Genomic DNA, 13,763 nt, shown 5'->3' with positions numbered 1-13,763 from the left:
AAATGAAAAAATATATAGCATTAGTACTACTGTCGGTTTTTGTGATTTCATGTAAATCGAAAGCTGTCGCAGTACAAAACACAGACAAAGCTGTTGAAGCGCCAAAAGAGGATCGAAAGGCAATAGCAAAACATTACGACAATAAATTAGATTTCAAAACATTAAATATTAGAGCAAGCGCGAAATATGAAGATGAAAAACAAAGTCAGAATGTAAGCGCAGATATTAAAATTGAAAAAGACAAGCAAATTTTAGTAAGTGTTCGTTTTCTTGGAATTACAATGGCAAAAGCATTGATTACGCCAAATTCAGTAAGTTACTATGAAAAAATAAAAGGGACTTATTATGAAGGTGATTTTACAAGTTTAAGCAAATGGCTGGGAACGGAATTAGATTATAGCAAAGTTCAAAATTTATTAGTTGGAGAAGCTTTGGATGATTTAAGAAAAGGAAAATATACACAAACAATTGTAGAAAATCTTTTTAAATTAGAAGATGAAAAGGAAGCCAAAATAAAGAAGACATTTTATTTAGACTCTGAAAAATATCTGATTCAAAAAGAAGAGATTTCGCAACCAACAGAAAATAGAATTTTATCAATAAAATATTCTGATAGTAAAACTTTTGATCAGGGTATACTCCCAACAAAAATCGAAATTAATGCCGTTCAGCCAAAAGGGAAGACGGATATTAATTTAGAATATAATAATATTACGTTTAATGAAGAACTTTCTTTTCCATATAGTGTTCCAAGTGGGTATAAAAAAGTTATAATTAATTAAATTTGCAAAAAGAAAAAAGAAACATGCCAAAATTTCTCCTCAGCCTAATTTTTATTTGTGCCACAACTTTTATGTGGGCGCAGGATTCGCAACAAGAAAAACTGGAGCAGCGTAAAGCCCAGATTCAGCAGGAAATTAGAGACAATGAAAAAATGCTGCAGTCTGTAAAGAAAAAAGAGAAATCGGCTGTAAATGTCTTTTTAATTCAGGCGAATAAAATTAAACTGAAAGAAAAGCTAATCAATACTACCGCAAAGCAGGAGAGACTTCTCAGCAATGATATGTATATTAATCAGGTTCAGGTTAATAAGCTAAAAAAAGAATTGAAGGTTTTGAAAGAAGATTATGCTAAAATGATCCTGAAATCATATAAAAGCCGTTCAGAGCAAAGTAGAGCGATGTTCATTTTGTCTTCTGAAAGCTTTTTGCAGGCTTATAAAAGAGCACAATATTTAAAACAATATACGAATTTTAGAAAAAACCAAGGTTTAGAAATTCAATCAAAAACGGCTCAATTAGTCGATTTCAATGCTAAATTGGATGGACAAAGACAGGTTAAGAAAAAAATTATTGCAGAAAATCAAAAGGAAAAGCAAAGCTTGGAAATTGAAAAGAAAGAGCAGCAAAAATTGGTTAATTCAATCAAAAAAGATAAAAATAAAATTATAGCAGACACCAGAGCTAAACAGGCAGAAGCAAAAAGAATCGACAGACAAATCGACCGCTTGATTCGTGAAGCCATTGCTGAGGCAAATAGAAAAGCTGCTGCGGAAAGAGCAAAAGATAATCCGGGATCGGCAGCATCTACTGCTCCGGTTTCCTCTTCTAAAATTGCTTTAACACCAGAAGGAAAGATTCTGGCAGCTGATTTTAAAGCCAACCGAGGAAAATTGCCCTGGCCGGTGGAAAAAGGATTTATTTCATTAGGATATGGCGATCAGCCACACCCACTTCATCCATCAATTACAGTTCACAATTCCGGAGTTGAGATTACGACAGAGCAAGGTGCAACAGCACGTGCCGTTTTTGAAGGTACAGTTTCAAGTGTTATTGTTTTATCTCCAATCAACAGAGCAGTTATGATTCAGCATGGAGATTATTTCACTGTTTATCAAAACTTAAGTCAGGTATTTGTAGAAAAAGGGGATAAAGTAAGTATCAAACAAAGTATTGGAAAAGTAAGAACCAGCGGTGATACCGGTAAAACAGTAATTAAGTTTTTGATTCTTCAAAATACATCAAATAATAATCCGGAAGGATGGTTGCAAAACAGATAAAAAAAGGGAGCTTTAATTAGCTCCCTTTTTTATTGTTGCTGTTGCTGCAAATGATCCATATAATCAAGTTGCTCCTGAACGCGCGATGAAACTTCCTGAAGTTTGACGTCATTGATTTCTTCGAATTGCCTTCCATCTTCATAACCAATCGAAACACAGACAGAAAGTGTCTGTCTCGCTAATCCCTTAAAAGTTCCTTTTATAGGTGTACAATCGCTAAAATTTCTTCCCACTGAAAGCCGAACATGATTGTCCATAGTCCAGATATTATTCGTCGGATCCAGACCTAACCAACCTTGTTTTGGAGTGTAAATTTCTACCCATGCATGTGTTGCGCCTTCGCCTCGAAGACCGCTTTCATTGGGACAAATATAGCCGCTGACATATCTTGACGGAATTCCCGCAGTACGTAAAAGCTGTAATAAAATATGAGCAAAATCCTGACAAACCCCTTTTTTTAAAGTCAAAATTTCGTCAACAGTAGTTTCAATATTTGTGATTCCTTTGGTATAAATGAAATTATCATAAACGTAAGCATTACATTGTTGCGCAATTTCAATTATGGACTTGTCTTCAATTTTGATTTTTTTCAATATAGCTTCAATTTCATTTTGTTTCTGAATATCATCCAGATAACAAAGGCGCAATAACAGAATGCTCTTTTCTTTTTCATCCTGAATATCTTCCACGGAAGTGGCATCAATCTCCGGAATTCTAAGAGAATGATTCACCCGAACTAACATTCGGGATTCGATTGTCATTTCAGTATGAACACCCAAAACATTGAAATTTCCAACGCGATTTCCATAATAATCTTCAGAAATATCAACATCAGGATTGTGTGTAATTAAAAGCTGATATTGTAATACTTCCTGATTTTCAAAATGATGTGGAAATAACCGGATTTCATTAATACTTTCTTTTATGGGATGATTATATTGATATTTTGTAAGGTGAACTATTTTGAAAACCGCCATATTTTTAGGTATAAGAAAAGAATAATTTTGAAAAATCTGTGGAAAACTGAATCAATTGATTTTTGGTATTTCGCAAGACTTCTTCCAATTCCTGATTAGTCAAATGTTGATAATCTGTATAAGCAACATAACTTTTCAATCGACCAAACTGGTTCATCAAAGTTCGCGCTTCACTCAGATCATTGTCTTTGAAAAGACAGTTTAGATAGGTGTTTATAAAGTCTAAAGTATAAATTACAGAATGCGCAAAATCCATATTAAAAATAACCTGATGCACTACTTTTCGATTGTGCGAAATGTTGCTGTAACTTTTGAGATATAATTCATATCCGGACAGAGACAGCAATAAACGGCGCCAATACATTAAATCTTCTTCACCTTCAAGATTATAATTAATAGGATCAAAGTAAGCCTGCGTCATCGAAATAGTTTGTAAACATCTTTCGATATGTTTGCCAATACTCGAAAAACACCAGCCCAAACCTCTTGGCATTGTAACCTGAAGGATTCCGTTATAAAGCAGTAAATCCTTGTTAAGTTTGGTAATAATTTTTAGTGCGTCATTGGTTTCCAGTTTTTTTGGAAGATCTGGCGAGTTCATATAATGATACATCGAATTGATATGTTCCCACAATTCTTTGGTGATTTTATCCTGAGAACCGCGTGCATTTTCGCGTGCTTTCACCACTAAATTTTTAACCGAATTATCATTTTGATTGTCGCAAATAATGTATTTCAGAACATAAGTAGAGTCATATTGTATCGCATGAATTTTATCTCTAGACAAATTGGTATAATATTCTAAAAGCGGTTTATATCCTTGAGAATCATTAATTTCTTTATCAAAAGATAAAATATAGGAAGTGTTCAAAGTAAGCAACATTCCATCTGTGCGTTCCATGTATCGGTTGAGCCAAAACATTCCGTCGGCAACCCGGCTAAGCATATTTACTCCCATTTTGAATGTTTTTTTGAGGTTAGAAAAATGATTTATTTTATAATCCAGGTGTCTTTACTGCCGCCGCCTTGAGAGGAATTTACAACCAAGGAACCTTCTGTTAAAGCAACTCGTGTTAATCCGCCGGGAACAATTTGAATTCCTTTTGGTCCGCAAAGGGCATAAGGCCTTAAATCGACGTGACGTAATTTTAGTTCACCATCAATCAAACACGGAACAGTACTTAATTGGATTATAGGCTGTGCAATAAAATTTCGGGGCGTTTTGGTAATTGCAATTTTAGCTTCGTCCATTTCTTCCTGAGTTGCTTTGTTGCCCATAATCATTCCGTAACCGCCACTTTGATTGGTTTCTTTGATAACCATCGTTTCCATATTGGCAAAAACGTGTTCGCGTTCGTCTAAATTTTCCATTCTGTATGTTGGAACATTTTTGAGAATCGGTTCCTGATTTAAATAATATTTAATCATATCCGGAACGTAGGCATAAATGGCTTTGTCATCGGCAACGCCATTTCCTACAGCATTTACCAAGGCTACATTTCCTTGTCGATAAGCACTAATTAAACCCGGAACGCCAAGTGCGCTGTCGGGTTTAAAAACCAAAGGGTCAAGATATTCATCGTCTAAACGGCGATAAATAACATCGACCTGCTGTAAACCAGAAGTCGTTTTCATATAAACGCGATTATTATTGACGACCAAATCTCTTCCTTCAACTAAGGGAATTCCCATTTGACGTGCCAAATAAGTGTGTTCATAATACGCCGAATTATAAACGCCGGGCGTCATTAAAACCACATTTGGATTAGACACATTTCTTGGCGAAAGCGAAACCAAAATGCTGTGAAAAATCATAGGATAATTACTGACCATACTTACATGGTTTGACGAAAGCATATCCGGAAAAATACGTTTGGTAATTTCACGGTTTTCCAACATATAACTTACGCCGCTCGGGCATCGGAGATTATCTTCCAGAACATAAAATTCACCTTTTGCTCCGCGAATCAAATCGATTCCGGCAATGTGAACATGGATGTTATGAGGCACTTTTATTCCCTGAACTTCCTGAATATAATGTGGACAAGAAGCGATCAATCCTGCTGGAATAATTCCATCTTTTATAATATTTTGGTCATTATAAATATCTTCCAAAAATAAATTCAGCGCCATTAAACGCTGTTTTATTCCGGATTCAACTTCTAACCAATCTTTTTGTGTAATTATCCTCGGAATAATATCAAACGGAAATATGCGTTCAATTCCGTTATCATCATCACTATATACGGTAAAGGTAATTCCCTGATTCATGAACAAGTCAGAAGCCTGTTGCTGCTTGTTGGTTAAATTTTTATGACTTAAACTTTGTAAAGTTTTGAAAACCTGACTATAGGATTCCCGAACACCATCGTTAGAGAACATTTCATCCCAACCACTATGATTTAAACTGGGTGCTAATTTTGCCATACTATAATTATTAAATAAATTGAATTACGGACTTTTTGATGAAAAATATTTATTTTTTGGTCTAAAATACAACTTTATTTTTCTTTAAACTTTCAAATAACTGTGAATTTTGTAATTTATGTAAAATTCATTTTTTGAAGTTTTTATTTTGAAAATATGACTTTTTAGAGGTACGTTTTTTTGAGATTTCGTAGCGAAGAAAATGTGAAGTAAGAAGAAAGAGAGCTGTTAATCAGTTTTTTGAATAAAAAAAGGAGCAATTTGAGCTCCCTTTAATTAATTCGTGAACTCCAAAGATTGGAATTTGGAATTTAAAATTTGAAAATTATTTTAGTCATATTGTTCTAAAAAATATTTCACAACATCCGTTGTCGTTACGATTCCTTTAAGCTCGCCATTGTCAACAACGGGCAAAGCATGGAAATCTTCTTTTACAAAAATTTCGGCAAGATCTCTGATTATAGTATCCGATGAAACAGTTTTTGGTTTTGAAGTCATGACTTGCGAAACGGTGAGCATATCCAGAATGGCTTCATCAGCTCCGTCCTGGCCTTCAAACAAAGCACCAAAAGTCAATCGGTTAATATCGGTTCTGCTAATGATACCAACAACTTCTTTTCCTTTTACGATGGGAATGTGGCGAATCGTATTTTTCTTTAGCTTCTCAACAACTTTTTTAAGATCATCATTTTCGTTTGCAGTCACTACGGTTTTGGTCATAATGTGACTGATTGGTTCTCTTTTTTTCATAATTGATTTGTTAATATGTTATTATCAAATATGTCGAATAATCCTGATAAAAAATATGACTTTTATCAGCATGGAGATCTCAGTAGAATAATCTCATTTATTGGGTTTTCATCAAAAAAAGAGTCAAAATCAAAGTAAAAAGAGGTAAGAATGTAAAAATCATTCTATTGTTCAACGGAAATTGTATAGAGTGAAATTTAAAAATAGTATTTTTGCACTATGGAAACAAATAGACAGAAAAAAATAGGCGGTGTCATCCAAAAAGATTTGGTTGATATTTTGCAAGGTGAAGTGCGAAAAAACGGAATTAATAATTTGGTAATTTCCGTATCCAAAGTTAGCGTTACATCAGATTTATCTGTGGCAACAGTATATTTAAGCATTTTTCCACAAGAAAAAGCAAAGGAAACTTTAGAAGGTATAAAATCGAATACAACCTTAATTAAACACGATTTGTCACAACGTGTACGTTTGCAATTGCGTCGTGTACCAAACCTGGTATTTTTTATCGATGACTCATTAGATTATATCGAAAAAATTGACAATGCTTTATCAAACAGAGAAAACCCAATTGAAAACCGTGATCTTTTAGAAAAAAGAAGAAAATCATAAGTTGAATTTCCCCCTTTACATAGCCAAACGTTACATTTTTAGCAGAAGTAAAAACAATGCTATCAATATCATTAATCGCATTGCCAGCATGGGAATTATTGTTGGCACAATGGCTTTGTTTGTGGTTTTGTCTGTTTTTAGCGGACTAAAAGTATTCAGTCTTTCTTTCACCAATGAAATTGATCCGGATTTAAAAATTACTAGCACGCTGGGAAAATCATTTTTGCTTACTCCAGATCAGGAAAGTAAAATTAAAAAGTTAGATGGCGTTGCTTCGTATACCAAAATTATTGAAGAACGTGTTTTGTTTTTATTTAAAGACAAACAACAAGTTACTTACTTAAAAGGAGTTGACAGTCTTTATCCTGTTGTAAATGATATCAGGAAAAAACTTTTTAATGGTCAATGGGTGAAGCCGGATACGTATCAGGTTGTAGTGGGTTACGGAATCGCCAGGGATTTTTCTATGGGCGTTTTAGATTTTGAAAATCCATTGCAGATATTCGCGCCAAAACCCGGAAAAGGAGCTTTTGAAAATCCGGAAGAAGCTTTTAATAAAACCGATGTTTTGCCTGTCGGAATTTATTCGATTAGTGAAGATTTAGATTCAAAATACGTGTTTGCTGATTTAAGTTTAGCGCAGGAATTACTTATGTACAAACCGAATCAGATTTCGGGAGTAGAATTCAAACTAAAAGAAAATGCCAATGAAGATGCAATCCGATCTCAACTGGAAAGTGTTTTCAAAAACAAAATCACAATCAAAAACAGAGCGCAGCTGAACGAGTCTTTATATAAGATGCTTAACACCGAAAACATTGCGGTTTATTTGATTTTTACATTGGTAATTATCGTGGCCCTTTTTAATTTGGTTGGCGCTTTAATCATGATGATTTTAGATAAAAAAGGAAATTTAAAAACCCTTTTCAATCTCGGAACAGAAATCAAAAGCCTTCGAAAAATATTCATGCTTCAGGGAACTTTATTAAGTGTTTTTGGAGGGATTATTGGCCTTGCTCTTGGAATTATTATGGTTGTTTTACAGCAAAAATACAACCTTATTATGTTGACACCAACTTTGGCTTATCCTGTCGTTTTCACTTTAGAAAACGTACTTATCGTGATGACAACCATTGTTTCACTTGGTTTTGTGGCATCCTTAATTGCCAGCAGCAGAGTAAGCAAAAAGCTCTTAGATTAATATTTCTTCTTAAAAAATATTATCTATATTTACCGTCTTAAAAAGCTACAGCATATGATTGTTTCTGCCTAATCCTATTTTATTTTTTAATAATTAGGATACTTACGTTTATTTTTTCGAGTTCAGATAACTTATTCTGGACCAATTTTATCATTTATCCTATTTATATATCATGACAGAAACAACTATACAAAAAAGTTTATTTTCTAAAATTTTTACCACTTTAAAACAAGCTATCAAAGGCGACGAATCATTTGATTACACTGCCGGAAGCATAAAAAAAGCCGTTATTCTATTGGCCATTCCGATGGTTTTAGAAATGATGATGGAATCGGTTTTTGCTTTAGTCGACTTATATTTCGTTGGCCATTTGGAGCATAGCAGTTTTGCAATTCAAACCGTTGGTTTAACCGAATCGGTACTTACAATTATATATTCACTAGCAATCGGAATGAGTATGGCAGCGACAGCTGTTGTAGCGCGACGCATTGGCGAAAAAGATCCAATCGCTGCTGCGAAAGCTGGAATGCAGGCTATTATTATTTCTTGTGCAGTTAATAGCGTAATGAGTGTTCTGGGCGTTATCTATGCTAAAGATATACTGATTTTGATGGGAGCATCTGTTCAAGCTGCCGAACACGGTTTCAGATTTACACAAATCATGATCGGAAGCAGTTTATGTATCATGCTTTTGTTCCTGATTAACGGAATATTCAGAGGTGCGGGAAATGCAGCAATTGCAATGAAAAGTTTGTGGCTGGCGAATATTTGCAACATTATTTTATGCCCAATTTTGATTAATGGTCTAGGACCAATTCCGGCTTTTGGATTAGTAGGTGCAGCTTTGGCAACAACCCTGGGAAGAAGTATCGGAGTATTATACCAAGTATATCATTTGTTCTTTGGGAATGGAGCTTTAAGAATTTACGTTTCTTACTTTATTCCGGATTTTAAGCAGATAAAAGCTTTGGTGAAAATTGCAGCTCCTGGAATTTTACAATTCGTAATTGCATCTTGCAGCTGGATTTTTCTGGCGCAATTGGTTGCTACTACAGGTGGTGATCATGGTTCTGCAGGTTACCAGACAGCATTGAGAATTATGATGTTTTTTATTCTTCCGGCCTGGGGATTGAGTAACGCAGCTGCAACTTTGGTTGGTCAGAATTTAGGAGCGAAACAAATTGAACGCGCCGAAAAATCAGTATATACAACAGCAAGATACAATGTCATTTTCATGGCAACAATTATGGTCATTACATTGGTTTTTGGCAAGTACATTATTTCGTTTTTTACTAACGATGAAATGGTTAGAGTAGTGGCCGTTGAAGCATTGCAGATTATGAGTATTGGATTTGTTTTCTACGGAATCGGAATGGTTTTGATTAATACATTCAACGGAGCAGGAGATACCTGGACACCAACGGGAATCAATTTCTTCGGATTTTGGTTGTTTCAAATTCCATTGGCTTATGTATTGGCAAAGCATTTTCATATGGGACCAACAGGCGTTTTTATTGCAATTCCGGTTGCGGAAACTGCTATAACTTTAGCAGGAATTGTTCTTTATAAAAGAGGAAAATGGAAACGCATTCAGGTTTAATTAAAATAAAAAGACCTTCATTCGAAGGTCTTTTTTTATGTTTTAAGCAAATTCATATCCTGCATAAACCTGTTCGATTTCTTTCATGACTGCAAACAAATCTTCAGGTGCATCGGTTGTAACTAACTTTTGTTTGTATTCTTTAAACGAATGAATTCCTTTGAAATAATTAGTATAATGACGACGCATTTCAACGATTCCCAAGCGCTCGCCTTTCCATTCCATTGACCAGATTAAATGATTTCTGGCAGCTTCTACGCGATCTATAACCGTTGGAGCAGGTAAGTGTTCTCCAGTTTTAAAGAAATGTTTGATTTCATTAAAAATCCATGGATAACCAATCGCAGCACGACCAATCATAATTCCGTCGATCCCGTATTCGTTTTTATATTTTAATGCTTTTTCCGGGCTGTCGATATCGCCATTTCCAAAAATAGGCATTGTAATTCTTGGGTTATTTTTTACACGTGCAATGTGCGACCAATCGGCGTGGCCTTTATACATTTGGGCACGGGTTCTGGCATGAATAGTTAATGCCTGAACACCAATATCCTGAAGTCTTTCAGCAACTTCATCAATGTTGATAGAGCTGTCGTCCCAGCCTAAACGCGTTTTTACAGTTACTGGTAAATCGGTACTTCTGATAACAGCTTTTGTTAAACGCACCATCAAATCGACATCTTTCAAAACGCCGGCTCCGGCACCTTTACAAACTACTTTTTTTACAGGACAACCAAAATTGATATCCACTAAATCTGGTTTTACGGTAGAAACAATTTTAGACGAAAGTGCCATTGCTTCTTCATCTCCACCAAAAATCTGAATTCCAACCGGACGTTCGTAATCAAAAATATCCAGCTTCATTCGACTTTTGATAGCATCACGAATCAATCCTTCCGACGAAATAAATTCAGAATACATTAAGTCAGCGCCATGTGTTTTGCATAATCTGCGAAACGGTGGATCGCTCACGTCTTCCATCGGTGCTAGTAATAAAGGAAATTCGGGTAATTCTATGTTGCCAATCTTGACCATCTTCTATATTTTGTGCAAAATTACAACATTTTAGTTCAATTTGTACCAAATTGAGGTTCAAAGGTTCAGAGTGACAGAGGTTCAAAGGTTTTATATCAGGCTTTTAAGAACCTTTGTTCCTTTGAACCTTTGCAACTTTGTACCTTAAATCAAGTTCTATAGTCGAAAAACCGAATTGGTTTTCTGCTCATCGGATTAAAAACTAAAGGATTTAAAGTTTCTTTTGAAGCGAATTCAATTTTTGGAGTTACTCTTAATTTGGCTCTGAAATGATCTTTGATTTCCTGCAGAAATTCAGGCGTTTGATTTTTTACGGCAATTTTTATCAGGATTTCATCTGTACCTAAATCATTGGTAGAAATCTCAATAATATGATTTTCGATATTGTCAAAACCACTCAAAACATCATTCATCGCAGGCGGATAAAGTGTTGTGCCTTTGTATTTTATCATTTGTTTTTTACGGCCAATTACTGGGCCAACACGCAAAGTATTTCTACCGCAAGCACATGGTTCGTTATGCAATTGTACAATATCGCCAGTTTTAAAGCGCAATAAAGGCATGGCTTCAATTCCTAAAGTAGTAAAAGTCAATTCGCCAACTTCGCCATTTTTTACTGGCATATTATTTTCGTCAAGGACTTCGACAATAATTAATTCCGGATGATGATGACCTCCAATTCCATGCTCGCATTCGGTAAAAGCAGTGCTCATTTCAGTAGAAGCATAAGTCGAAAACAACTTAATATTCCATTTCTCTGTAATTTTTTTGGACAAAATATTCATTGAAAAATCCTGGTCTCTCAACGATTCTCCAATACAAATGGCACCTTTTATACTTGAATTATTATAATCAATTCCGTGAATTTCGGCATATTCAATTAGCTTTAAAAGAAAAGACGGAACCGTAATTAAATAAGAAGGTTTGTATTTTAAAATAGAGTCCCATTGCAATTCCGGAATTCCGGCACCAACTCTAATAACGCCAACTTTTAGTTTTCGTAATCCAAGAAAATAAGCCAGACCCGCCATAAATTTCCGGTCGATAGTAGTCATTAATTGAACGACATCGCCTTCTGCAATTCCGGCACAGGCAAATGAAATGGCTTCATTATAAGCCAGTCGATCTAAGTCAGAATCCGTTAAACCAAAAGTTACCGGATCGCCTAAAGTTCCTGAAGTCGAGGCATAATCAATAATTTTATGTTGTGGCACACACAAAAAATCATCGTTATATTGTTGTAAATCTTCTTTCGTGGTAACAGTCAAATATTGTAAATCTTCGAGTGTTTTTATAGTTGAAATATCAATATTTCTTCCGGCAAAAAGGCGTTTATAAAAAGGAGAATTCTCGCTGATATACGTTAAAAGTTCCGCTAATTTTTGTTCCTGAAAAATTTTAATTTCGTCTAAAGAATTTTTTTCTATCGCTGGAATCATTGTAATTTTCTTTTGAGTTTTTTTAAATATTTTTCAATTTTTGCTTTTTCAGGAGCGGTAGTAATTTCTTTGGTCAGGGCTTTTTCAAAATTAACCTGAGCAGCGCGGAATTCTTTTTTTTGATAAAAGTACAACCCTGCTTTGTAATATACAACCCAATAATCAGGGTTTAAAGATTGGTAATGCTGAATAAAGTCAGAAGAAATCCTTTTCTTGTTTTTTAGATACAAATCGAATTGGTGATTTTCAACTTTGAAATTTTTATAATTTTTAAAAGCTTCAGTTCTAACAAATGGATCTTCGGCAATATTTAAATTTTCCTCTTCGAATGAAATTACTGAATTTGATTTTCTGTCAAATATAGAATCCAGATTGTAACATACAAATTCGCCGAGTTGAAAAGGATTTGCTGAAACCCAAACCAGTTTTTCTTTTGGTTTAAAAATAATTCCGTGATGTGCGAGCAATTGATTCAAAGCTTTTTCATTTCCAAAACCCAATGATATATCTTTTAGACCTTCTTTATTTCGAAGAATTTCAGAAGCAATTTTTTGATTTATTTTTGGATTTTCATCTAAAAGTTCCTGCATTCTGTCAAGGCGATATTTTGAATGACTGTCTTTAATTTGTATCTGATTTCGTTCATCATTTTTGAAAGCCTCGCTCTGAAAATGATTGGAACAAATTAATTGATTGCTGTTCGGAACATCGTATACATCCATTTTTTTGGGTGAAACTTCAATTAAAACAGCTTTATTGTCCTGAGCACTTCCAACCATTATGGATTCAGACACAAAAACTTTTCTTTTTTTAGCTATTGCGATTGCTTCTTCAATATTGTGGGCGTGCTGTAAAATTTCCCGGGTCAAAATGGAAATAGGTGTTTTGGCACTCAATGGAATTTCAGATTTTCCTGCATTGATCGTAACGGTCAAACCCTGCTGATTCATTCCGGAAACAGCTCCAATCATTCCGGGCCAGGTGACCATCATAAAATTATAACCTTGTTCCGGTTTTATGAAGGCAATGATTTTATTTTCCGCGAAAGCGTCATTTACATAAAAATCAAAATTACGTCCAAGAATTAAATTTCCATCTTCAGATTTTTCACCCCAGGCGGCAAATGAGGAACAACCTACTAAAGCTAAATCTTGTAAGGCGTGTCCAATATCATGTGCGGCATGCAAATACAAATTACGCTGGTATTGCGGTGCGATATTATCAAAATTATTTGAAGTGTATTGCGAAACACCATAAATTTCGGTTTGATATTCCTCAGGAACATTGGTGTATAATTTCCGATTGTACCATTTTAGAAACTGACGAAGTAATTTTTGCTGAAATTTTGATGGAACGATATCTTCTATTTTAGAGAAAAAGATATTCTCCTGTTTTTTTAAAAGTGAATCAGACAAAGCGCCGGTAGTAACACCAATTTCTAAAGGATCGCCTTCGACATATAATTCCCAAAGACCTTGTTCGTTTTTTAAAAGTGAATTTTTTCCTGATACAAAAACAGTAGGAGATTGTTTTGTTACAACAGGTTTTGCAGTATTATATTTTGAAATATCAGGGGCATGATGCATAGATTTTGATGTTCCGCAAGATGCCAACATCAATAAAAAACTAACGAATAAAAATAAATTAATCCGGCTTTTCATAT

Annotated in this window: 12 protein-coding genes; 5 read left to right on the top strand and 7 right to left on the bottom strand. The window is 34.7% G+C overall.

Going from position 1 to position 13,763, the window contains the following annotated elements; translation table 11 throughout:
* Positions 1-2 precede the first annotated feature (2 nt).
* Together IRZ99_RS05925 and IRZ99_RS05920 are read left to right on the top strand one after the other, a co-directional pair.
* A complete protein-coding gene (locus IRZ99_RS05925; protein ID WP_194656379.1) occupies positions 3-782 on the top strand; it encodes a DUF4292 domain-containing protein in 780 nt (259 codons plus the stop codon).
* A gap of 23 nt (positions 783-805) precedes the next feature.
* Positions 806-2,059: a murein hydrolase activator EnvC gene (locus IRZ99_RS05920; RefSeq protein WP_194656378.1), complete on the top strand. Its 1,254-nt coding sequence runs from the start codon at positions 806-808 to the stop codon at positions 2,057-2,059.
* 29 nt (positions 2,060-2,088) lie between these two features.
* Here IRZ99_RS05920 and IRZ99_RS05915 read toward each other — a convergent pair whose 3' ends face one another.
* The 4 genes from IRZ99_RS05915 to IRZ99_RS05900 all read right to left on the bottom strand — a co-directional run bounded on the left by IRZ99_RS05915 (position 2,089) and on the right by IRZ99_RS05900 (position 6,213).
* Positions 2,089-3,036 carry a transglutaminase family protein gene (locus tag IRZ99_RS05915; protein WP_194656377.1) on the bottom strand — a complete coding sequence of 316 codons (948 nt, stop codon included), beginning with the start codon at positions 3,034-3,036 and terminating at the stop codon, positions 2,089-2,091.
* A gap of 4 nt (positions 3,037-3,040) precedes the next feature.
* Positions 3,041-3,994, bottom strand: coding sequence for an alpha-E domain-containing protein (locus tag IRZ99_RS05910; RefSeq protein WP_194656376.1), 954 nt, complete (start codon positions 3,992-3,994; stop codon positions 3,041-3,043).
* A 32-nt stretch (positions 3,995-4,026) separates the two neighbouring features.
* Positions 4,027-5,463: a circularly permuted type 2 ATP-grasp protein gene (locus IRZ99_RS05905; RefSeq protein ID WP_194656375.1), complete on the bottom strand. Its 1,437-nt coding sequence runs from the start codon at positions 5,461-5,463 to the stop codon at positions 4,027-4,029.
* A 330-nt stretch (positions 5,464-5,793) separates the two neighbouring features.
* On the bottom strand, positions 5,794-6,213 hold the full coding sequence (locus IRZ99_RS05900; protein WP_194656374.1) for a CBS domain-containing protein: 420 nt from the start codon (positions 6,211-6,213) through the stop codon (positions 5,794-5,796).
* 219 nt (positions 6,214-6,432) lie between these two features.
* On the opposite strand from IRZ99_RS05900, the gene rbfA reads away from it, so the two are divergent.
* From rbfA to IRZ99_RS05885, 3 genes are all read left to right on the top strand, one after another.
* Complete coding sequence (gene rbfA, locus IRZ99_RS05895; protein WP_007808467.1) at positions 6,433-6,825, top strand: 30S ribosome-binding factor RbfA; 393 nt, start codon at positions 6,433-6,435, stop codon at positions 6,823-6,825.
* Between the two features lies 1 nt (position 6,826).
* A complete protein-coding gene (locus tag IRZ99_RS05890) occupies positions 6,827-8,026 on the top strand; it encodes an FtsX-like permease family protein (protein ID WP_194656373.1) in 1,200 nt (399 codons plus the stop codon).
* A 172-nt stretch (positions 8,027-8,198) separates the two neighbouring features.
* Entirely contained in the window at positions 8,199-9,626 is a 1,428-nt protein-coding gene (locus IRZ99_RS05885; protein WP_194656372.1) for an MATE family efflux transporter, read from the top strand.
* 42 nt (positions 9,627-9,668) lie between these two features.
* On the opposite strand, the gene dusB is transcribed toward IRZ99_RS05885, so the two are convergent.
* The 3 genes from dusB to IRZ99_RS05870 all read right to left on the bottom strand — a co-directional run bounded on the left by dusB (position 9,669) and on the right by IRZ99_RS05870 (position 13,761).
* Positions 9,669-10,661, bottom strand: a complete 993-nt coding sequence (dusB, locus tag IRZ99_RS05880; RefSeq protein ID WP_194656371.1) for a tRNA dihydrouridine synthase DusB — start codon at positions 10,659-10,661, stop codon at positions 9,669-9,671.
* Positions 10,662-10,810: 149 nt separating this feature from the next.
* Entirely contained in the window at positions 10,811-12,100 is a 1,290-nt protein-coding gene (locus IRZ99_RS05875) for a phenylacetate--CoA ligase family protein (protein WP_194656370.1), read from the bottom strand.
* Complete coding sequence (locus tag IRZ99_RS05870; RefSeq protein ID WP_194656369.1) at positions 12,097-13,761, bottom strand: C45 family peptidase; 1,665 nt, start codon at positions 13,759-13,761, stop codon at positions 12,097-12,099. The genes IRZ99_RS05875 and IRZ99_RS05870 overlap by 4 nt, the downstream gene beginning before the upstream one ends.
* Between the last annotated feature and the right edge of the window lie 2 nt (positions 13,762-13,763).

Origin of the sequence: Flavobacterium sp. LC2016-12 (assembly GCF_015351595.1) — a bacterium.
Taxonomy (GTDB): Bacteria; Bacteroidota; Bacteroidia; order Flavobacteriales; family Flavobacteriaceae; genus Flavobacterium.
Note: the sequence above shows the minus strand (reverse complement) of the source record. Positions and strands in the feature narration are given on the sequence as shown.

Bases quoted from the DNA above. Each gene is read 5' to 3' on its own strand.
- IRZ99_RS05910 (WP_194656376.1), bottom strand. From the start codon at position 3,994: ATGGGAGTAAATATGCTTAGCCGGGTTGCCGACGGAATGTTTTGGCTC.
- IRZ99_RS05900 (WP_194656374.1), bottom strand. From the start codon at position 6,213: ATGAAAAAAAGAGAACCAATCAGTCACATTATGACCAAAACCGTAGTG.
- IRZ99_RS05905 (WP_194656375.1), bottom strand. From the start codon at position 5,463: ATGGCAAAATTAGCACCCAGTTTAAATCATAGTGGTTGGGATGAAATG.
- IRZ99_RS05875 (WP_194656370.1), bottom strand. From the start codon at position 12,100: ATGATTCCAGCGATAGAAAAAAATTCTTTAGACGAAATTAAAATTTTT.
- rbfA (WP_007808467.1), top strand. From the start codon at position 6,433: ATGGAAACAAATAGACAGAAAAAAATAGGCGGTGTCATCCAAAAAGAT.
- IRZ99_RS05920 (WP_194656378.1), top strand. From the start codon at position 806: ATGCCAAAATTTCTCCTCAGCCTAATTTTTATTTGTGCCACAACTTTT.
- IRZ99_RS05925 (WP_194656379.1), top strand. From the start codon at position 3: ATGAAAAAATATATAGCATTAGTACTACTGTCGGTTTTTGTGATTTCA.
- IRZ99_RS05885 (WP_194656372.1), top strand. From the start codon at position 8,199: ATGACAGAAACAACTATACAAAAAAGTTTATTTTCTAAAATTTTTACC.
- IRZ99_RS05870 (WP_194656369.1), bottom strand. From the start codon at position 13,761: ATGAAAAGCCGGATTAATTTATTTTTATTCGTTAGTTTTTTATTGATG.
- IRZ99_RS05915 (WP_194656377.1), bottom strand. From the start codon at position 3,036: ATGGCGGTTTTCAAAATAGTTCACCTTACAAAATATCAATATAATCAT.
- dusB (WP_194656371.1), bottom strand. From the start codon at position 10,661: ATGGTCAAGATTGGCAACATAGAATTACCCGAATTTCCTTTATTACTA.